We start from the raw sequence: 19,253 nt of genomic DNA on the forward strand, positions 1-19,253 counted from the left end.
GACGGCTTACCCTGAAGGCCATGTCCAGTCCCACCCGATGGGCCGGTGTGCCGTTGACCGACCGGCGCGCGGAGCGTCGCGCGCAGTTGGTGGCTGCGGCGTTCGAGCTGTTCGGCTCCGGTGGGGAGACCGCGGTGTCGGTGCGGTCGGTGTGCCGCGCGTGCGGGTTGAACACCCGCTACTTCTACGAGAGCTTCGCCGACGTCGACGATCTGTTGGGTGCGGTGTACGACGAGGTGAGCGCGGGGTTGGCTTCCGAGGTGGCGTCAGCGATAGAGGGCGCGGGCGAGTCGCTTCGGGCCAGGACGCGGGCCGGGATCGCGGCGGTGCTGGGGTTCAGCTCGGCGGATCCGCGGCGCGGACGTGTCTTGTTCACGGACGCGCGGTCGAACCCGGTGCTGGCGGCGCGGCGGGCGGCGACGCAGGATCAGTTGCGCGAGGGCGTGCTGACGGAGGGTTGGCGTCTGCACCCGTCTTTCGATCCGGTGGCCGCACAGGTGGGCGCGGCGATGTACACCGGCGCGATGGCCGAGTTGGCGCAGCAGTGGCTGGCCGGCCGGCTGGGCACGGATCTGGATGCGGTGGTCGACTACGCGGTGCGGATGGTGCTGCGGTAGCTGCTTTGGCTGCTTTGGCTGCTTTGGCTGCTTTGGCGCCGAGCGCACGGTTGTTGTACGCAAACGCCGAGTAAGGGCGCGAACAACCGTGCGCTCGGCGAACTTAGGACGACGGCCTCCAACGCTTGATGAAGTCGGTCTCCGGCCACTCCTCGTTGGCGGCCATCAACTCGTACATCGTTGCGCCGTCGACCGATTCGCGGATGATGTCGGCGTGCCCGGCATGCCGGGACAGCTCTTCGATCAGATGCAGCGCCACCCAGCGCACGTCCCAGTGGTCGATGTCCTTGGGGAACCACGGCACCTCGTGCGGCACCGGCACCGGCGTGTCGAGGGCAACCGAGCCCAGCACCCGCAGCGTCTCCGCGTTCTGCCGCTTGAGCTGATCCAACAGCCCGTCGAGCGTCTCGTCGGAGCGCATCGCGTACTGATCGGCGTACTCGGCCATGATCTCGGCCATCGGCCGCTCATCCTTCGGCGGAAACTCCGGCGCATAGGCGGCGCGGTCCGTCCAGCCCTTCTGCACTCCGGCGGCGTGCTTGACCAGCCCGCCGATCGACAGCGCGCTCACCGACGGCGTTGAACGCGCCTGCTCATCGCTCAGGCCGTATGCCGCCGCGAAGAACGCGTTCTGCTGAAACGCCAGAAACTCCAACAGCGCCTCGCGCTCGTCGCGGGCAGGTGCGGGCAATCCTGGCATATCAGTTCCCTTTCGTATGGATGTAAAGATCTCGGATACAGGCTATTTCAGCGCCGTGATGAATCACTTCGCGGTTGATGTGCAACACCAGCTCGGCCATCGGGTGCTCGGCCCACGGCCCCTCGGCCGGCCCGACCGGGCGACCCAAGTCGTCGTCGGACAGGCCGCGCACCCCGGCGGCCCAGCGGGTGTACGCGGCGTCGAGCTGACCCAGTGCCGTCGCGGCGTCGGTAGCGTACGACCACGTTTCATAACTCGCCGGCGGCGCGCCGAAGTGCGAGTAGTTGCGCACCGCGAGCACGCCGACGATGACGTGCGCCAGCCGCCACGCGATCGTCGTGAACGGCTCCGGCTCCGGCGGCGGATAGGCGAAGTCGATCGACCCGTCGCGGCGCACCGTCCAGCAGTCCGGCACCGGCTCCCAGAAGTACTCGTCGTCGGTTAGGCCATCCAGCCGGGGCCGCAACTGGTGCGTCCAGTGGAAGTCGAGCTGGTCGGCGATCAACGCGGTCAGGTCCATACGATTACGCTGACATCTATATAGGACAGTTTCGGTCCTATAACTGCGACAGGGTCGGCATATGGCGGAGACGACGAGCCGGGTGCTGCAGCTGCTGGGTTTGCTGCAGTCGCGGCGGGTGTGGACGGGCGAGGAGCTCGCCGAGCGCCTGGGCGTGACCACCCGCAGCGTGCGCCGCGATATCGAACGGCTGCGCGACCTGGGCTACCCCGTGCACGCCAGCAAGGGCCACGGCGGCGGATACCAACTCGGCGCCGGTGCGGCCCTGCCCCCGCTGCTGCTGGACCCCGACGAAGCCGTCGCGATGGCCGTCTGCCTGCGGCTGGCCGCGGGCGGCACGGTGGCCGGCGTCGGCGAATCGGCGCTGCGCGCGCTGTCCAAGCTCGACCAGGTGATGCCGTCGCGGCTGCGCTCGCAGGTCTCCGCGCTGCACGACGCGACCGTCACGCTGACGTCGCCGTCGTCGGTTGCGCCCGTCGCACCCGACGTGCTGATGACGTTGGCCCGCGCCAGCCGCGACCACGAACACGTCAGCGCCGGCTACGTCGACATCCGCGGCAACGCCACCCAGCGTCGGCTCGAGCCCTACCAACTGGTGACCACCGGGCGGCGCTGGTATCTGCTGGCCTACGACCGCGATCGGTGCGACTGGCGCAGCCTGCGGCTGGACCGGATGTCGGATGTGCGGGCGCTGGGGACAACGTTTGTCGCGCGGGAGGCGCCCGACGCCGCCACCTATGTGCGACGCTCGATCAGCAGCTCGCCGTACCGCTACGTCGCCCGGGTGCGCTATTTGGCGTCGGAAGATGCTGTGGCCCAGCACTTTCCACCTGCTTCGGCGACGATCGAACCCGACGGCCCCGACGCCTGTATCGTCACTGCCGGCGCCGACGACCCGGAGCGGATGGTGCTGTACTTCGCGACGGTCGGCTACGACTTCGAGGTGCTCGAACCTCCCGAGGTGGTGGCTGCGGTGGCGGCCGTCGCGCAGCGCCTGCGCTCTTTGGCGCCGAACGTGGGTTACCCGCACACCTCGGGCGCTCGAGACGTGCTTTGACGCCACACTCGGCGGCAAAGTTAAGGGGTGATCTCCAGCTTGTCGGCGAGCACCAAAAAGGCTGCCGCAAACGGGTTTTCGGAGGTGTCGGTGATGAGGCGCCCCCAGTCCAGCTGCTCACGGACAGCGCGGAAGGCGGGCAGCAGCGCCGAGAAGTCGCAGTTGTGCTCGTTGAGGGCGTTGAGCTTTTCCACCAGCACGTACGTCGGGGACAACACCTTCATCCGGATCGCGAGGACGTCGTACTCCTCGGCGGCGGCGATGGTGTCGGCGTCGACGGCCACGTCGTTGAGCCGGTGCAGCACGTCGATGACGAAGTCGTCCTCGACGCAGGCCTTGAACAACCAGTCCTCGGGGGTGCGCTCGATGGTGAAGCCGGCTTTCTCCAGCGTCAGCGCGGCGGCTTCGGTGTCGGGTTCGGCGACGACGAAATCCACGTCGTGCACCGGTTCGGGACCGCCGAACACCCACAGCGCATAGCTGCCGCCCAGGGCGAAATCGGGCCCGTGGTCACGCAGCGCCGACGCGGCCCGTCGGAGCGCGTCGCGCAGATCGTCGTTTCGTGCGGGCACGTGTCTCCTGTAGGGCTCGGCGGACATTGTGGGTACTTGAGTACCCATGCGGATGGCGACGTTCAACATCCTGCACGGGCGCAGTGTGCACGACGGCGTCGTCGAGCAGGACCGACTCGTCGAGGCGGTCCGTGAGCTCGACGCCGACATCCTGGCGCTGCAGGAGGTCGACGTCGATCAGCCGCGGTCGGGCAGGACGGATCTGACGGCGGTGGCCGCGGAGGCGATGGGCGCGCTGAGCCACCGGTTCGTCGCGGCGATCTCCGGGACGCCGGGCGCGACGTGGATGGCCGCGACCGGCGACGAGCAGCCCGGCACCGCTGCCTACGGCATCGCGCTGCTGTCGCGGTTTCCCGCGGAGAACTGGCAGGTGCTGCGGCTGCCGCGGATCCCGACGCGGTTCCCGATGTATCTGCCGGGGCCGAAGCGGGTGCAGGTGGTCGACGAGGAGCCGCGGGCGGCGATGGTGGGCCGGCTGGACACGCCGCTGGGCCCGTTGACCGTCGCGAACACGCATCTGTCGTTCGTGCCGGGGTGGAACCGAGTGCAGCTGCGGCATCTGCTGCGGGATCTGCGGGGGTTCCCAAAGCCGTCGGTGCTGATGGGCGATCTGAACATGACGCCGGGGCCGGTGCGACGCTGGAGCGGGCTGCGGGCGCTGGCGCACGGGATGACGTTTCCCACCGAGGCACCGACGCGGCAGCTCGACCACATCCTGACCGGCGACTCTGGGTTGCGCGTGGAGCGGTGCTGCGCGCCGTTGTTGCCGGTGTCGGATCACCGCGCGCTGGTGGTCGACGTGTCGCGGGCGTGAGGTTTCCCCGGCGAGTTCCCCGGCGAGCAGACGCAGAATCGTGTGCCCCTCGGCGTGTCGACACGCTTTTGCGTCTGCTCGCCGCACGGGGTGCGGATTAGTGCCGCGGCCCCGCGCGTGAAGACCATACGATGGTGCGGTGGCCAGGATCGACGACCTCGAAGCGCGCGTCACGGCGCTCGAAGCTTCTCGAGCCGACTACCGAGCGGTTCTCGCGGCGGTGAACGCGCTCGGTGAAAATCAGCGGGAACACGCTACTGATCTAGCGGCGGTCAAGACGGACGTGGCTGCAGTCAAGACGGATGTTGCAGTTCTCAAGACAGATATGGTGGCGGTCAAGACGGATATGGTGGCGGTCAAGACGGACGTCGCGGCTCTCAAGACCGACGTCGCCGCTGTCAAGACCGACATCGCCGCTGTCAAGACCGATGTCGCCGCGTTCAAGACCGATGTCGCCGCCTTCAAGACCGAGTTCATCGACTTCCGCACCGAGACGCGGGCCGCCTTCCGCTCGGTCGACGAGCACCTTGCCGAGCTGCGCGACCTGATCATCGACCGCCTCTGACGCTCTGTCTGCTCCCCCGCAAAGCGTGAGCGCACGTAGAGTATTGGCGTGCGGGTGATTTCGGCGGAGTCGACGGATCTGTTCGTCGGGCCGCCGGACGCGCCACTGCAACTGGTGCGCGTGACCTACACCGACGGCGCCGCGACCGTGCGCGTCGACGGCGACGCCCTGAGCGGCCAGGCCTCGGTCCCCGCGGGTGACGGCACCGTCGAGGTGCCGGTGAAGGTCACCGACCCGGTCGTCGGCCAGCAGCGTGAAGCCCGCGTCGCCGACATCCCGTTCACGTTCACCGTCGCCGAACCCGGCTGGACCATGTACATGGTCAGCCACTTTCACTACGACCCGGTGTGGTGGAACACCCAAGCCGCCTACACCAGCGTGTGGACCGAGGATCCGCCCGGGCGCGCCCGGCAGACCAACGGCTTCGACCTGGTGCGCGCGCATCTCGAAATGGCCCGCCGCGAACCGGAATACAAGTTCGTGCTCGCCGAAGTCGACTACCTCAAACCGTACTGGGACACCCACCCCGAGGATCGCGCCGACCTGCGCCGCTTCCTCGCCGACGGTCGTATCGAAATCATGGGCGGCACCTACAACGAACCCAACACCAACCTCACCAGCGCTGAGACGACGATCCGCAACTTCGTGGCCGGCGTGGGTTTTCAACGCGGCGTGCTGGGCGCCTCACCCGAAACTGCCTGGCAGCTCGACGCGTTCGGCCACGACCCGCAGTTCCCCGGCATGGCCGCCGACGCCGGCCTGACGTCGAGTTCCTGGGCGCGCGGACCGCATCACCAGTGGGGCCCGATGGCCGGTGGCGGCGATCCCGAGCGGATGCAGTTCTGCAGTGAGTTCGAATGGATCGCCCCGTCCGGGCGCGGGCTGCTAACGCACTACATGCCCGCGCACTACTCGGCGGGCTGGTGGATGGATTCGGCCGCGACACTCTCAGACGCCGAGGCTGCGACGTATGAGCTGTTCGCCTCGCTGAAGAAGGTCGCGCTGACCCGCAACGTGCTGCTGCCGGTCGGCACCGACTACACGCCACCGAACAAGTGGGTCACCGAGATTCACCGCGACTGGAACGCCCGCTACACCTGGCCGCGTTTCGTCTGCGCGTTGCCGCGCGAGTTCTTCGCCGCCGTGCGTGCCGAACTCGCCGAGCGCGGTGTCGACGCGTCGCCGCAGACCCGCGACATGAACCCGATCTACACCGGCTGTCACGTGTCCTACATCGACACCAAACAGGCCAACCGCGCCGCCGAGGACGCCGTGCTGGGCGCGGAGAAGTTCGCGGTGTTCGCCGGGTTGCTCGGGGGCGCGACCTATCCGCACGCCGCGCTGGCGAAGGCGTGGGTGCAGCTGGCCTACGGCGCCCACCATGACGCGATCACCGGCTCGGAATCCGACCAGGTGTACCTCGACCTGCTGACCAGCTGGCGCGACGCCTGGGAACTCAGCACCACCGCCCGCGACAACGCGCTGGCGCTGCTGTCCAGCGCGGTCGACGAACCTCTCGTGGTGTGGAATACGTTGGCGCACAAGCGCACCGACATCGTCACTGCCCGGCTCGCCGAGCCGGTGCCGGCCGGGGCGCGGGTGCTGGACGCCGACGGGACGGCGCTGCCGACCCACGTCTCGGGCCGTTGCGTCAGTTGGTTGGCGCGCGATGTGCCGTCACTGGGTTGGCAGTCGTATCGGCTGGAGGCCGATGACGCGGCGGGCTGCTGGGAGCCGTTGGACGGCAACACCATCGGCAACGAGCACTACCGGCTTACCGTGGACCCGGCCCGCGGCGGCGGCGTCGCTTCACTGATTGCCGAGGGCCGCGAACTGATCGCCGATGGCCGGGTCGGCAACGAATTGGCCGTCTACGACGAGTATGCCGCGCACCCTGAGGCCGGTGAGGGACCGTGGCATCTGCTGCCGAAGGGACCCGTGGTCGCCTCGTCGGCCGGGACGGCGGAGGTGCAGGCCTATCGCGGATCGTTGGGGCAGCGGATCGTGGTGCGCGGCCGCATCGGCGATGTGCTGCGCTACACGCAGACGCTGACGCTCTGGCACGGTGTGGCGCGGGTGGAGTGTCAAACTACGATCGACGAGTTCACCGGCGCCGATCACCTGTTGCGGGTGCGCTGGCCCTGCCCGGTGCCCGGTGCGCTTCCGGTCAGCGAGGTCGGCGACGCGGTGATCGGGCGCGGCTTCGGCCTGTTCCACGACGGCTCCGAGTCCGCCATCGACTCGGCGAAACACCCCTGGACACTGGACAACCCGGCCTACGGCTGGTTCGGGCTGTCGTCGGCGGTGCGGGTGCGCGTCGGCGACGGTGTGCGAGCCGTCTCGGTCGCCGAGGTGGTGACGCCGACGGACGATGGGCAGGCACGTGATCTGGTGGTGGCGCTGGCGCGCGCCGGTGTCACCGCCACCTGCAGCAGCGCGGACAAGCGGCGTTACGGCGATCTCACCGTCGACTCCAACCTGCCCGACGCCCGGATCGCGCTGGGTGGGCCGGACGAAAACGCGTTCACCGCAGAGGTTTTGGCTGAAGCTGATCCGGTGTATCGCGAGGAGCTCAAGCGCCAGCTGTATGCCACCGGGGCGGCCCGGGTGTGGGTGCCGCCGACCGCACCGTTGGCCGACATGTGGGTGCCCGGCGCCGATCTGCGTGATGTGCGGGCGCTGCCCGTTCTTATCGTGGCGGGGTTGGCGATCCCGGCGGTGGTCGAGGATCTCGGCGATTTCGAGATCCGTGTCGAGCAGGCGGTGCCGTCCGAACTCGAGCCGTTCGAGGCGCGCACGGTCGCGGTGCTCAACCGCGGATTACCCGGCTTCGCAGTGGAATCGGATGGCACGCTGCACATGTCGCTGATGCGGTCGTGTACCGGATGGCCATCGGGCACTTGGATCGACCCGCCGCGGCGCACCGCGCCGGACGGCTCCAACTTTCAACTGCAGCACTGGACGCACACGTTCGACTACGCGCTCGTCTCGGGCGACGGTGACTGGCGTCAGGCCGATTTGCCGTCGCGCAGCGCGGAGTTCTCCCACCCGTTGCAAGCGGTCATCGAAAAGCCCTATGCAACAGGGCGGTTGCCTGTGACCGGGTCACTGCTGGAGATCGAGCCGGCCGGCCAGGTGCAGCTCGGTGCGCTGAAAGCGGCGGGCAACCCGCTGGAGTCCGGGAGCAGCCAGCGGGTGGATCCGTCCGACGGCGTGGTGATCCGACTGGTCGAGACCTGCGGTGCAGCAGCCGATGTCACCGTGCAGTCGGGGCTGCAGCGGGTGTCGGGGGCGGTGCGGGTCGACCTGCTCGAACATCGGCAATCCCCGGCAACGGATGAGCTTCAGATGCACGGCTACGAGATCGCGACGCTGCGCGCCCAGCTCAATTTGCCGCGCACACTCGACGCCGACCACACCGCGTTGGCGCCCGACGAAGAAGCAGCCCAACCGCTGTATGCGCGGTACTGGCTGCACAACCGCGGACCCGCTGCGCTGGGCGGCATGCCCGTCGTCGCGCACCTGCATCCGCACACCATCGATGCAGAGCCGAACCAGACTGTGTCGCTTCGGCTTACCGCGGCCAGCGACTGCAGCGATGCGGTACTGCACGGCAGGGCGGGGCTGCGCTGCCCGGCCGGCTGGACGGCCGACCCCGCCGAGCTGTCGTTCATGTTGCCGCCGGGGGAGTACCTCGACACCGAGGTGACGTTGACGCCACCACCAGCCGTCGCGCCCGGGCTGTATCCGGTGCGCGCGGAGTTGACGCTGTCCGGCAGCCATATACCCGAGGCGTGGCGGCAGACGGTCGAGGACGTCTGTGTGGTGTCGGTCGACGCGCCGCCCGATGACCGGCTGCTGCGACTGGTCACCGAACCCTTGGGGGTCGACGTCAGAGCCGGTGACACAGCCCGACTCGGCGTCACCGTCGGCACTGACGCGCACGCCGACATCGCGGTCGAGGCACATCTCATCAGCCCGTGGGGCACCTGGGAGTGGATGGGCCCGGCCGCCTGCGGCGCCTCGCTCGGACCCTGCGGCACAGTCGAACTGGGCTTCGACGTCGCCCCACCGCCATGGGTGCAACCCGGCGAATGGTGGGCGTTGATCCGCATCGCGGGCGCCGGCAGCCTGCTGTACTCGCCCGCGGTGAAGGTGGTGGTGCGATGAACGCGGCGACCGTCGACGGCGTCCCGGTGACCGTCGACGACGTCGACGCGCGGGAGGCGCAACTGCGGGATTCGCGGTCTGCGTCGTCGCTGCCGCGGCCCGGCACCAGCGAGGGACGACAACTGCGCCGCTGGCTGACCCAGCTGCTGGTGACCGAACGGGTGGTGGCCGCCGAAGCCCGTGCGTCGGGGCTGACCGCCGACGGCGCGCCCACCGAAGACGAACTGCTGCCCGACACGGTGACCCGGATGGAGATCGGCAGCATCGCGGCGTCCGTGCTCGCCAACCCGCTGGCCCGCGCCGTGTTCGCGAGCGTCACCGCCGGCGTCGACGTCACCGCCGAGGATGTCGCGTCGTACCGGCAACGAAACCCTTTGCGATTCAAGGGCACCGACGAAGTTGCCAGGCATCTGCGCGGGGTGGCCCGTCGTCGCGCGTTCCGGCTGTGGCTGGACGCGCGCTGCGCGGCCGTCGTCGAACTCGCCCCGGGATACGAGCACCCCGGCGACCCGCGTCAGCCCGACAACACCCACCGGCACTGATGACCACGCTGGCGATCGACATCGGCGGCACGAAGATCGCCGTGGGTCTGGTCGACGATGACGGCACCCTCGTTCACCAGGCCAGGCTGCCGACGCCCGACGGAGATGCCGAGACCGTGTGGGCGGCGGTCGAGTCGCTGATCACCGGCGCGCTCGCGGCGGCGGGCGGCCGGGTGCGCGGGGTTGGCATCGGGTGCGGCGGGCCGATCGACCTGGCGGCGGGCACTGTCAACCCGATCAATATCCCTGAGTGGCAACGCTTCCCGATTGTCGACCGGGTGGCCGCCATGGTCGGCGCCCCGGTGCGCATGCACGGTGACGGGGTGTGCATGGCGTTGGGGGAGCGGTGGCGCGGCGCGGGCCGGGGCGCGCAGTTTCTGCTGGGCATGGTGGTTTCCACCGGTGTCGGCGGCGGGCTGGTGCTCGACGGCGCACCCTACGGCGGGCGCACCGGCAACGCCGGGCACGTCGGCCACGTCGTCGTCGACCCCGGCGGCGCGCGGTGCAGCTGCGGCGGACACGGCTGCGTCGAGACCATCGCGGCGGGCCCGCGGATGGCGCAGTGGGCACGCGCGCAGGGCTGGGACGCACCCGTCGGCGCCGACGCCAAGGAACTCGCCGACGCCGCCAACGCCGGAAACCCCATCGCGCTGCGGACGTTTCGGCGCGGGGCCACGGCCGTCGCCGCCATGATCGCGTCGGTGGCCGCCGTGTGCGATCTGGACCTCGTCGTCATCGGCGGCGGCGTGGCGAAATCCGGCGCGCTGCTCTTCGACCCGGTCCGTGAGGCGCTGGGCTCCTATGCCGGGCTGGAGTTCCTGCACGACCTGCGGGTGGTACCCGCCGAGCTGGGCGGTGAGGCGGGCCTCGTCGGCGCGGCCGCCTTGGCGATTTCGGTGCGGTAACCCGCGCTGAGCGCTGGTTTGCGCGCCGAACTCGCGAAGGTGGGAGGGTCGAAGGCATGGACGCAACCGTGGAAGCTCTGGCCCTGTTGATCACCGGCCCGCTGGTCGGCGTGGAGATCGCGGTCGCGGCGTTCACCAACCCGGTCTTCGGCCGGCTGCCCGACGACGGGTTCGCGCAGGCCCGCAGCGACGGCAGCCGGGTGCTGGGCAAGGTGATGCCGTTCTGGTACGTCGGCACCCTGCTGGTGCTGATCGCGACGGCCGTCCTCACCTGGGAGAACTGGTTCATCGTCACGGCCGCCGCGGTGATGGCCGTCGTCGTGCTGATGACCGTGATTCTGATGGTGCCGATCAACAACCGGATCGGCCGCTGGTCAGGGGCCGCCGACGTATCCCGCGACGAGGCCCGGCTGTGGGATCGGCTGCACTGGCGGCGGGTTTTCCTGCTCGTCGCGCTGTACGTGCTGCTGGTGATCGGCCTGATGTTGTGATTTTGGCGCGCTGACGGACCGTGACGGGTTGCGAGCGCGCCGAAATCGCCGTTTTGGCTGATCGGCGCGCGGCAGGCTATTCTGTGTCGGTTCCACCGAAGACCGTCGGTCACCGATGAGCGCTTGCGCGAAGAGCATGTAGCAAGCTGAATCGGTTGAAGGTCCGGGATTACCCGGCGGCCCACGCAGGAGGACGAGGCTAACGCTGTATTCGTGTGCGCCCCGACCTGTCTGCGTCGGGGCGTTCGTCATTCTCGGGGCGGTTTGAGGCGGAACGCCGAACACCAACCACGAGGAGGCATGCATGGCCACGGAGGACAAGGCCGCCGCGATTGCCGACATCGTCGAGCGATTCAACTCGTCGACGGCCACGGTCGTCACCGAGTTCCGCGGGCTCTCGGTCGCCAACCTGGCCGAGCTGCGGCGGTCGCTCGGGGATTCCGCCAGCTATCGGATCGCCAAGAACACGCTGGTCAAGCGTGCCGCGGCGGAGGCGGGCATCGAGGGGCTCGACGAGCTGTTCGTCGGTCCCACCGCGATCGCGTTCGTCAAGGGCGAGGCCGTCGACACCGCCAAGGCGCTGAAGAAGTTCGCCAAGGACCACAAGGCCCTCGTCATCAAGGGCGGCTACATGGACGGCCGCCCGCTGTCCGTCGCCGAGGTCGAGCAGCTCGCTGACCTGGAGTCGCGCGAGGTGCTGCTGGCCAAGCTGGCCGGCGCGATGAAGGCCAACCTGTCCAAGGCCGCCGGTCTGTTCGCCGCTCCGGCGTCGCAGGTCGCCCGGCTGGCTGCCGCACTGGAAGAGAAGAAAGCTGGCTCCGAAGAGGCGGCGTAGCCGCGTAACCACCCAACTTGGGGAGCCGCAACCGCGCTGAGCGCGGCCAGGACTCCACAAATCGCAACAAATTAGGAAGGACCCATCATGGCCAAGCTGTCCACCGACGAGCTGCTCGACGCGTTCAAGGAACTGACGCTGCTGGAGCTCTCCGAGTTCGTCAAGAAGTTCGAGGAGACGTTCGACGTCACCGCTGCCGCCCCGGTCGCCGTGGCGGCCGCTCCCGGCGCTGCTGCCGGCGCGCCCGCCGAGGCCGCCGAGGAGCAGTCGGAGTTCGACGTCATCCTCGAGGGCGCCGGCGACAAGAAGATCGGCGTCATCAAGGTTGTCCGCGAGATCGTCTCCGGTCTGGGCCTCAAGGAGGCCAAGGACCTGGTCGACAGCGCGCCCAAGCCGCTGCTGGAGAAGGTCGCCAAGGACGCCGCCGACGACGCCAAGGCCAAGCTCGAGGCCGCTGGCGCGACGGTCACCGTCAAGTAGTTCCACGTTTCGCACCGCCCGGGATCACCGCGATCCCGGGCGGTGCGGCGTCTCTAGGGAACCTGGATCGGCCAGCCCGGGGGCTGCGGCGGGGCGCCCGGCGGTAGCGGCGCATCGCCGGGAACCGCCAGCGGTAACGGCGGACCCCCGTACGGCGTCGGGATCGTCCACCTCCCGCGCGGGGTGGGGTCGGTGGTCGCGGCCAGATCCGCGCCCGGTGGAGGCCCGGCCGTATCGTCGCCGGCGGGCCGCGGCGCGTTGCGTGCGCCGCGGATGAGCACCGACGGGTCCGGGTCGTTGCAGTACGTGTATCGGCGCGGCTCCGGGTAATCCGCGGACGACGGCGGCTGGCGCGGCACCTGGTAATCGCATGCGTAGCGCGGGTACATATCGCCGATGCCCCAGGCGGCGCCGTCGTGAAAGACCGTCAACATGTTCTCCAGCACCGAACCTCGCACGGCGGGGTCGGGGAACAGCGCGTTCAACGCGGGCACCCGCACATACGACAGTTCGGCGACGGTGGCGAGGTTGCCCAACAGCCGCACCATGGTCTCGGAGTTGTCAGCGAAGAGGTGGTCGATGCCCCGCAGGTTGTCGGGGGCGCGCGCGACGAGGGTGCGGAATCCGCCGTCCATCCGGGCCATCCCGGCGAACAGCGAACCCAGGCTCTGCCCGGTCGCGGCCAACCCCGAATCGACGTCGGCCACCGTCGAGAACACCACCCGGCTGGTGGACAGCAGGCTCACCGTCTCCGGCAGCACCCCGTCCAGCGCGGAGATGAGAAACGTTCCGCCGTCGAGGATGTCGGCCAGCTTCTGCGGGCCCTCGGCGCTGACGCCGAGTTCGCGGCGGATGGTCGCCAACTTGTCCGGATCCAGTTGCGTCAGCGCGCCGTTCGCGTTGGCCAACGCCTGCGCCAACGTCACCGGCACCGACGTGCGGTCCCGGTCGATTACGCTGCCGTCGGCCAGATACGGGCCCGAATCGGCGAGCGGGCGGAAATCCAGGTACTGCTCACCGGCCGCCGACAATCCCGACACCCGCACCGCGCTGTCGACCGGGATCTGTGCCCGCGCGTCGATCGAGGCGACCGCGGTCACCCCGCCGTCGGCCAACACGACCGATTCGACGCGTCCGACGGGCACGCCGCGCACGGTGACGTCCTGATTCGGCAGCAGCCCACCCGATTCGGCCAGCGGAACCCGCACCTCGATCGTGGTGCGGGCCGGGTTGATCCGCAGCGCTCCGAACGTCAGGTAGGCCACGCTGACGACGAAGATGACGACCAGCGACAACCCCGACAGCGCAAACCGGTTGCGGCGCACCGTATCCCGCATCGACAACCATGCTGCGGCGGCCCGGTCGATCACGGTCCCTGCCCGACGACGCGTTCCTGCAACCGGAACAGGGTGTACTTCAGGCTGCCGACCATGAAGTGCCAGTCGGCGCGCTTGGGGCCGTGGAACTCCGGATCACCCAGGTAGCCGATATCCGGCATGCTGCCCAGCGCCAGCTTGGCCAGGTTGCCTTTCCCGGCGATCGCGGTACCCGAGGTCGCCTTGACGAACGGCGGCAGCATCCGGCTCATCGCCAGCATGCTGGTGTCCGGGCTGACCACCACATCGTTGAAAGCGTTTGAGAGCGCGTTGATGTCGGCGACCATGCTGCGGGTGTCGGTGCCCTGAAGCGACGGGAACCGCGACAGCTGGCGCGACATGGCGCCGGTGGTGTCGAGGAGGTCGAGCAGTTCGCGGGTGTCGACGGCGCCGATCGCCGGCGACGACGCGGCAAGCAGTTCGTTGATGCTGTGCTGGCGGCTGTTGACCGTGTCGATCAGCGTTGCGGTGTTGTCCAGGGAGGTCCGGATCTGCTGCGAGCGTGCGCTGAGTGTCTCGGTGAGCTGGTTGGATTGGCGCACCAGGTCGCGGAAGGCGTCGCCGTTGTCTCCTGCGGCGCTTCCGATGCCGTTGACCAACTTGGTCAGGTTGCGTACGACGCCGCCGTTGACCAGGACGGCCGCCGAGCTGAGCACTCCCTCGACCGTCGCCGCGGACCCGGTGGAGCCCAACCCGAGGTTGTCGCCGTCGGCGAGCAGCGCCTGCCCCGGCGCATCCGGCGGTTGCACCGCGACGTAGACGTCGCCGAGCGGGGTGGCAGTGCGCAGTTCGGCCATCGAACCAACGGGCAGCTGCACCCCTTTGCGGATCTCCATCGTCACCACGGCGGTGTAGTCGACGGACTTCATGGACACGACTTGGCCGATGTCGGCGCCGCCCAGGCGCACCTTGGCCTTCAGCGGCAGGTTCAGCGCGTTGGCGAACGTCGCGGTCAACGTGTAGGACTCCGCACCCACCGAGGGGGCAGGCAGCGGAATGCGGTCGAGACTCGGTGCGGCACAACCGCTGAGGGCCAGCACAGCGCTGAGGCCGAGGATGACGCACCGGCGCAGTCGCAGGGTCATCGCTGCCCCATCCGTGCCATGCCGTCGAGCATGTACGACAACCCGAAGTCCGGTCCGTAGTCCTGTAATGTGCCGGTGCTGCAGCCGAGTTGGCGCAGGCCCATCATGTTGCAGACCTCTTTGGTCATTTGGCTGTCGAACATCATCTTGTCGACGAGGGCATGGGCGCGGATCGCCCCGTTGTTCGCGTCGATCGCGTTGTAGACGTTGTCCAACAGCAACGGCAGCAGGTCGAACGTCTCGGCGAGTTCACGGTTGTGGTCGTTGGTCGCGGTCAGCAACACATCGCTGTTGGTGACGGCCTGTTGGATCGTGTCCCGGTTCTCCTCGAGCAGATCGGCGGCGGCCTCGAGCACCTCGTTGGCCCGACGCCCGGTGGTGCCCGAACCGAAGTTTTCGGCGGCCAGCACCGCGCTGGTGGCGCGCACCAACGAACCGAACTCGCGGATCGTCGCGTCGTTGTCCGATGCCGCCTTGGACAACGCGCTCAGGCTGGTGACGATCGTGGTGAGATCGTCTTCGGTCTGCGCGCCGTCGGAGGTCATCCGCAACGCCTGCGACAACTGATCGAGTGCGGACCTGATGTCGTTGCCGTTGCCCGCAACGGTTTTGGCGCCCATGTTGACCAGATCGGCCAGCGGCCCGCCGCCGTGACCGTCGCCGTGCATGGCGGCCATGAGCCGGTCGATGGTGGCCAGTACGCGGTCGAACCCGACGGGTGTGCGGGTCCGGTTGAGCGGGATCACGTCGTGGTCCTCGAGCAGGGGGCCGCCGGTGTAGGCCGGCGACAGCGCGACCCGGCGGTCGGTGAGGATCGAACTCGAGATGGTCGCGGCCATCACATCGGCCGGTATCTGGATGTCCTCGTCGATGTTCAGCACCACCTCGACGTAGGAGCCCTTGGCGGTGACGCTTTGCACCGTGCCGACCTGCATGCCGAGCACCTCTACGGCGTTGTCCGGGTACAGGCCGGAGGCCTCGTCGAAGTGGGCGGTGACGGTGATGGGCCGCGACGCGATACCCGATTTCGCCGCGGTGAGGTAGCCGATGGCCGCCACCGCGAGCACCCCGACGACGCAGGCAAGGATGAACTTCTTCATCCGCAGTCCTTGAAGTACTCGACGAGGTGGAATTGGGTGGCGCGGCCGCTGATCGCGCACATCCAGTCGTCGATCAGGATGCCGTTCGCGGGAAGGACGTCGACCGCCGGCGCGGTGCCGGTGGCGTTGGTGAGGTTGCGGATCGGAATCGGCAGCGCCTGCAGGGTGTTGCGGAACAGGTCGTCGTGCTCGGCGGCCATCGCGCTGAGCTCCAGCAGGTCGTCGACCAGTTTCTCGGCGGCGGGCCGGTCAGCGACCACGGCCCTGCTCAACAGCTCGACGAGCTGGGTCAGCGACGCCATCAGCTGCCGGAACGACTGTTGACGGGACACGAACTCCGCCAACAGGTCCCGGCCCTGAAAGACCAGCTGGCCCAGGTTGGCCTGCTGGCGGCGCAGGGTGCTGGTCAGCGTGGCGCTGGCCTGCAGCAGGGTGCCGATCTGGTCGCGGCGCGCCGCGATGATCCCCGACAAGTGCTGCAGGTTCGTCATGGCCTGCGGTAACGCTTCGGGCAATCCGTGGAGTTGGTCGGAGAGCACGGTCAGCGCGGATGCGAGCCGGTCGGTGTCGACCTGTTCGAACGTCGACGTCGAGTCGGTCAGCAGCGCCTGCAGGTCGTAGGGGACCTCGGTGTACTCCAAACGGATCAGCTTGTCCGGCAACGGTTGTGCGCCACGTGGGCGCAGCTCGACGTAGCGCGATCCCAGCAGCGTGGTGAGCTTGATCGCCGCCCGGGTGTGCGCGCCTAACCGGACGTCGTCGCGTACCCGCAGCGCGACGACGACGCGGTCACCGGCCAACGCCACCGACCTGACCTCGCCCACGCTGATGCCGGCGACGCTGACGTTGTCGCCGACGCGCAGCTGCGCGGCCTGGGCGAATTGGGCGCGGTAGCTGGTGTATCCGAACCCTGCCGTGCGCGCGATCAGCAGGGCGGCGACCACGACGGCGGCCATCACGAGCGCCACCAGCCCGATCCAGAACGGGTGGTAGGACTCCAGCCGCGGCGTGGCTGTCTTCAGTTTCATCGGGTGGGCCTGCATTTCGGCGAGTTCTGCACGTCGTTGCCCGGCGAGGCCAGTTCGACGATCTTGGGCACCAGCTCGGTGAGGCCGGGGAAGAAGCCCATCAGGTTGACGCTGCAGCCGTAAGCGTTTGCGTACGCGCCGTCGCCGGACATCCGCGCCAGCCCCTTGAGCAGCAGCGGCGTGTTCGAGCCGAGATAGGCCAACTGGTCGGGCATTCCGGCGAGGTGCTGAGCGAAACCCGGTTCACGGTGCAGCAGTTCGGACATCTGCGGGTAGACCGCGTCCCCGATCGCGGCGATCCGGGCGGCGGTGCGGTTCAACGAGCCGGCCGACGCGATGAGGTGCGTGCGCCGGTGGTTGAGTTCGGACACCATCGCGTGCGCGGAGGTGATCACCCCGTCGAGGTTGGCGTCCCGGGCCGCGAGGTCGCCGACGATGGTGTCGAGGTTGTCGATCACATCGCCGAGGATTTCGTCGGGGCCGGCGAAAGTGGCGGTGAGTTCGGCGGTTTGGGCGACGAACTGGGCGACGTCGACCGAATCGCCCTGGAAGGCGTCGATCATGGCGGTGGTCAACCGGTCCACCTGCGCGGGATCGAGCAGGGTGAACAGCGGCTCGAAACCGTTGAGCAGGGCGCCGACGTCGAAGGAAGGTTCGGTGCGCTGCAACGGAATCTGGCTGCCGGGGGCTAGTCGCGGTGCGGGTGCGTTGCTGCGGTCGCGGGACAGCCCGAGATAGCGCTGGCCGACGATGTTCTGGTACATCACCGAGGCGACGGTGTCCGGGTAGATCGACTGTTCGCTGTCGATCTGGAAGGTGACCTGCGCGACGTCACCGGCCAGGGTGACCGCGTCGACGCGCCCGACGCGCACGCCGGCGACGCGGACGTCGTCGCCGCCGCGCAGACCGGTGACGTCGGTGAACAACGCCGAATAGCGGTCCGTGGGACCGTCGGGGTCGCGACGCAGGGTGCCGTACACGAGAACGGTCAGCGCCATGGCCACCACCATGAATGCGGAAAACCCGATCAGCGCGCCACGGAACCTCATCGGCCACCGTCGCCGTCGGGAGCGGGGCTGACCGTCACGGCGGTGCCGCGCGCCACCGGTCCGAGCAGGACCTGCTGGGCGCTGTTCGCGTCCTCGCCCAGGATCGTCGAAAGTTGTTCGCGTTCACCGTCGCTGCCGACGGGTCCGACGTTGCCACCGTACGACGCCGGCAGCGGCGTGCCGGGCGGCGGAGCCAGGCCGGGCGGGGGCTCGTAGCTCTCGGGCAGCAGCACCTGCGGAATGTCGAACTTCTGCGGCGTCTGCGGAGCGGTGTGGCAACTGGGTCCCTCGAGCGGGCCGTAGCGCGGGCAGTCGGCGCGAACATAGGTGCGCAGCGGCGTGAACGACACGATGAAGTTGCCGCTGAAGACCTGCTGTTCGGCGTCCCAGGCGTCGGTCATGGCCTTCTCGGAAAGGCGGGTGAGCCGGGTGGCGATGGGCAGGAACTCGTCATGGTTCATGGCCAGCACGCCGAGGACCGGTTCCAGCTGGGTGGTGATGCCGATGAGTCGGTCGGCGTGGTTGTCGAACGCGGTGGCCGCGGTGCTCGACGTGTCCAGGCCGGCGGCGAGCAGGCTGCGCAACTCCGCCTGTTTCTCGGCGAGCGTGCGCATCGGCACCACGGCGTTGTCCATGGAGTCGAGGAGCCCGGGAACCGTCGCGGACAATGTGTCGGCCATCTCGCTCAGCGCTGAAACCGTCGACGGCTCATCGGAACTGCGGGCGATCAACCGGTTCAGCTCGGTGAGGATGCGCTGCACGCGCGCCCCCGAACTCAGCAGCGCGTCGCCGCGGTGATCGGTGGCCTCGGCGAGCAGGTTGATCATCCCGACCGGCGGGTCGGTGCCGTCGCGCTGGGTGGCCGCCAGGATCTGGCGCACCCGGTCGATCGTGGTCTGGAACAGCACCGTGGGCAGTTTGGTGTCCTCGGCGATGACGGCGCCGTTGTGCAGCGGCGGCGCACCGCCGTTGTCGACCAGCTGCACCGAGGAGACGGCGAACACGTTGCTCGGCACCACCCGGGCGGTGACGGTGCTCGGAATACCCTGGGCCGCATCGGGTGTGAGGTTGATCGTGACGATGTTGGGTCGGCCGTCGAGCGCGGGTGCCACGCTGCTGACCGCCCCGACCAGCACCCCGCGGAACTTGACGTCGGCGCGCTCCGGTAAGCCGTCGCCCACGTTGACCAGTTCGGCCGTCACCCGGACATGGCGATCCAGGTGGCCCTGTGATTTGGCCAACAGCACGCCGGTGATCAACGTCGCGGCCACCAGCACGACCACGCCGCCGACCAGAAGCTGGCGGTCAGACCAGCCGCGGCCGTTGGGTTCGATCGAGTTTCCCATG

General features: G+C 68.8%; 19 protein-coding genes. 10 read left to right on the forward strand and 9 right to left on the reverse strand.

Features of this window, described 5'->3' with window-relative positions; all coding sequences use genetic code 11:
• The first annotated feature begins 20 nt into the window (after positions 1–20).
• Positions 21–617, forward strand: coding sequence for a TetR/AcrR family transcriptional regulator (locus ABQE44_RS03620; RefSeq protein WP_448392703.1), 597 nt, complete (start codon positions 21–23; stop codon positions 615–617).
• A 103-nt stretch (positions 618–720) separates the two neighbouring features.
• Here the strand turns inward: ABQE44_RS03620 and ABQE44_RS03625 are convergent, their stop codons facing one another.
• Complete coding sequence (locus ABQE44_RS03625; RefSeq protein WP_448392704.1) at positions 721–1,317, reverse strand: DinB family protein; 597 nt, start codon at positions 1,315–1,317, stop codon at positions 721–723.
• Position 1,318: 1 nt separating this feature from the next.
• Positions 1,319–1,837: a DinB family protein gene (locus ABQE44_RS03630; protein ID WP_448392705.1), complete on the reverse strand. Its 519-nt coding sequence runs from the start codon at positions 1,835–1,837 to the stop codon at positions 1,319–1,321.
• Between the two features lie 61 nt (positions 1,838–1,898).
• Between ABQE44_RS03630 and ABQE44_RS03635 the strand changes: the two genes are divergently transcribed.
• Positions 1,899–2,894 carry a helix-turn-helix transcriptional regulator gene (locus tag ABQE44_RS03635; RefSeq protein ID WP_448392706.1) on the forward strand — a complete coding sequence of 332 codons (996 nt, stop codon included), beginning with the start codon at positions 1,899–1,901 and terminating at the stop codon, positions 2,892–2,894.
• Positions 2,895–2,914: 20 nt separating this feature from the next.
• On the opposite strand, the gene ABQE44_RS03640 is transcribed toward ABQE44_RS03635, so the two are convergent.
• Entirely contained in the window at positions 2,915–3,466 is a 552-nt protein-coding gene (locus ABQE44_RS03640) for a nucleotidyltransferase (RefSeq protein ID WP_448428344.1), read from the reverse strand.
• 46 nt (positions 3,467–3,512) lie between these two features.
• Here ABQE44_RS03640 and ABQE44_RS03645 point away from each other — a divergent pair, with 46 nt between their 5' ends.
• The 8 genes from ABQE44_RS03645 (at position 3,513) to rplL (ending at position 12,268) form a co-directional block, all read left to right on the forward strand.
• Positions 3,513–4,280: an endonuclease/exonuclease/phosphatase family protein gene (locus ABQE44_RS03645; protein ID WP_448428345.1), complete on the forward strand. Its 768-nt coding sequence runs from the start codon at positions 3,513–3,515 to the stop codon at positions 4,278–4,280.
• Between the two features lie 139 nt (positions 4,281–4,419).
• Positions 4,420–4,845 carry a hypothetical protein gene (locus ABQE44_RS03650; protein ID WP_448428347.1) on the forward strand — a complete coding sequence of 142 codons (426 nt, stop codon included), beginning with the start codon at positions 4,420–4,422 and terminating at the stop codon, positions 4,843–4,845.
• Between the two features lie 48 nt (positions 4,846–4,893).
• Complete coding sequence (locus tag ABQE44_RS03655; RefSeq protein ID WP_448428349.1) at positions 4,894–9,015, forward strand: glycoside hydrolase family 38 N-terminal domain-containing protein; 4,122 nt, start codon at positions 4,894–4,896, stop codon at positions 9,013–9,015.
• Complete coding sequence (locus tag ABQE44_RS03660) at positions 9,012–9,557, forward strand: DUF7158 domain-containing protein (protein ID WP_448428351.1); 546 nt, start codon at positions 9,012–9,014, stop codon at positions 9,555–9,557. Before ABQE44_RS03655 ends, ABQE44_RS03660 begins: the two co-directional genes overlap by 4 nt.
• Positions 9,557–10,462 carry an ROK family protein gene (locus tag ABQE44_RS03665; protein ID WP_448428353.1) on the forward strand — a complete coding sequence of 302 codons (906 nt, stop codon included), beginning with the start codon at positions 9,557–9,559 and terminating at the stop codon, positions 10,460–10,462. Before ABQE44_RS03660 ends, ABQE44_RS03665 begins: the two co-directional genes overlap by 1 nt.
• Before the next feature lie 56 nt (positions 10,463–10,518).
• Positions 10,519–10,953 (forward strand): anthrone oxygenase family protein, encoded by a 435-nt coding sequence (locus ABQE44_RS03670; RefSeq protein ID WP_448428355.1) that lies wholly within the window; start codon positions 10,519–10,521, stop codon positions 10,951–10,953.
• A gap of 304 nt (positions 10,954–11,257) precedes the next feature.
• A complete protein-coding gene (gene rplJ, locus ABQE44_RS03675) occupies positions 11,258–11,788 on the forward strand; it encodes a 50S ribosomal protein L10 (RefSeq protein WP_448392713.1) in 531 nt (176 codons plus the stop codon).
• A gap of 87 nt (positions 11,789–11,875) precedes the next feature.
• Positions 11,876–12,268 carry a 50S ribosomal protein L7/L12 gene (gene rplL, locus ABQE44_RS03680; RefSeq protein ID WP_448428357.1) on the forward strand — a complete coding sequence of 131 codons (393 nt, stop codon included), beginning with the start codon at positions 11,876–11,878 and terminating at the stop codon, positions 12,266–12,268.
• Between the two features lie 53 nt (positions 12,269–12,321).
• On the opposite strand, the gene ABQE44_RS03685 is transcribed toward rplL, so the two are convergent.
• The 6 genes from ABQE44_RS03685 to ABQE44_RS03710 are packed head-to-tail and all read right to left on the reverse strand — an operon-like array spanning position 12,322 to position 19,252.
• Entirely contained in the window at positions 12,322–13,605 is a 1,284-nt protein-coding gene (locus tag ABQE44_RS03685; protein WP_448428773.1) for an MlaD family protein, read from the reverse strand.
• Between the two features lie 29 nt (positions 13,606–13,634).
• A complete protein-coding gene (locus tag ABQE44_RS03690) occupies positions 13,635–14,729 on the reverse strand; it encodes an MlaD family protein (RefSeq protein WP_448428359.1) in 1,095 nt (364 codons plus the stop codon).
• Entirely contained in the window at positions 14,726–15,829 is a 1,104-nt protein-coding gene (locus ABQE44_RS03695) for an MCE family protein (protein WP_448428361.1), read from the reverse strand. The genes ABQE44_RS03690 and ABQE44_RS03695 overlap by 4 nt, the downstream gene beginning before the upstream one ends.
• Entirely contained in the window at positions 15,826–16,857 is a 1,032-nt protein-coding gene (locus ABQE44_RS03700; protein ID WP_448428363.1) for an MCE family protein, read from the reverse strand. The genes ABQE44_RS03695 and ABQE44_RS03700 overlap by 4 nt, the downstream gene beginning before the upstream one ends.
• Positions 16,854–17,906, reverse strand: coding sequence for an MCE family protein (locus ABQE44_RS03705; RefSeq protein WP_448428365.1), 1,053 nt, complete (start codon positions 17,904–17,906; stop codon positions 16,854–16,856). Before ABQE44_RS03705 ends, ABQE44_RS03700 begins: the two co-directional genes overlap by 4 nt.
• Positions 17,903–19,252, reverse strand: a complete 1,350-nt coding sequence (locus ABQE44_RS03710; RefSeq protein ID WP_448428367.1) for an MlaD family protein — start codon at positions 19,250–19,252, stop codon at positions 17,903–17,905. The genes ABQE44_RS03705 and ABQE44_RS03710 overlap by 4 nt, the downstream gene beginning before the upstream one ends.
• Position 19,253: the final 1 nt, after the last annotated feature.

It is taken from the genome of Mycolicibacterium sp. XJ2546 (assembly GCF_053483195.1).

Bases quoted from the DNA above. Each gene is read 5' to 3' on its own strand.
- ABQE44_RS03620 (WP_448392703.1), top strand. From the start codon at position 21: ATGTCCAGTCCCACCCGATGGGCCGGTGTGCCGTTGACCGACCGGCGC.
- ABQE44_RS03625 (WP_448392704.1), bottom strand. From the start codon at position 1,317: ATGCCAGGATTGCCCGCACCTGCCCGCGACGAGCGCGAGGCGCTGTTG.
- ABQE44_RS03630 (WP_448392705.1), bottom strand. From the start codon at position 1,837: ATGGACCTGACCGCGTTGATCGCCGACCAGCTCGACTTCCACTGGACG.
- ABQE44_RS03635 (WP_448392706.1), top strand. From the start codon at position 1,899: ATGGCGGAGACGACGAGCCGGGTGCTGCAGCTGCTGGGTTTGCTGCAG.
- ABQE44_RS03645 (WP_448428345.1), top strand. From the start codon at position 3,513: ATGCGGATGGCGACGTTCAACATCCTGCACGGGCGCAGTGTGCACGAC.
- ABQE44_RS03660 (WP_448428351.1), top strand. From the start codon at position 9,012: ATGAACGCGGCGACCGTCGACGGCGTCCCGGTGACCGTCGACGACGTC.
- ABQE44_RS03665 (WP_448428353.1), top strand. From the start codon at position 9,557: ATGACCACGCTGGCGATCGACATCGGCGGCACGAAGATCGCCGTGGGT.
- ABQE44_RS03670 (WP_448428355.1), top strand. From the start codon at position 10,519: ATGGACGCAACCGTGGAAGCTCTGGCCCTGTTGATCACCGGCCCGCTG.
- rplJ (WP_448392713.1), top strand. From the start codon at position 11,258: ATGGCCACGGAGGACAAGGCCGCCGCGATTGCCGACATCGTCGAGCGA.
- rplL (WP_448428357.1), top strand. From the start codon at position 11,876: ATGGCCAAGCTGTCCACCGACGAGCTGCTCGACGCGTTCAAGGAACTG.
- ABQE44_RS03685 (WP_448428773.1), bottom strand. From the start codon at position 13,605: ATGCGGGATACGGTGCGCCGCAACCGGTTTGCGCTGTCGGGGTTGTCG.
- ABQE44_RS03690 (WP_448428359.1), bottom strand. From the start codon at position 14,729: ATGACCCTGCGACTGCGCCGGTGCGTCATCCTCGGCCTCAGCGCTGTG.
- ABQE44_RS03695 (WP_448428361.1), bottom strand. From the start codon at position 15,829: ATGAAGAAGTTCATCCTTGCCTGCGTCGTCGGGGTGCTCGCGGTGGCG.
- ABQE44_RS03700 (WP_448428363.1), bottom strand. From the start codon at position 16,857: ATGAAACTGAAGACAGCCACGCCGCGGCTGGAGTCCTACCACCCGTTC.
- ABQE44_RS03705 (WP_448428365.1), bottom strand. From the start codon at position 17,906: ATGAGGTTCCGTGGCGCGCTGATCGGGTTTTCCGCATTCATGGTGGTG.
- ABQE44_RS03710 (WP_448428367.1), bottom strand. From the start codon at position 19,252: ATGGGAAACTCGATCGAACCCAACGGCCGCGGCTGGTCTGACCGCCAG.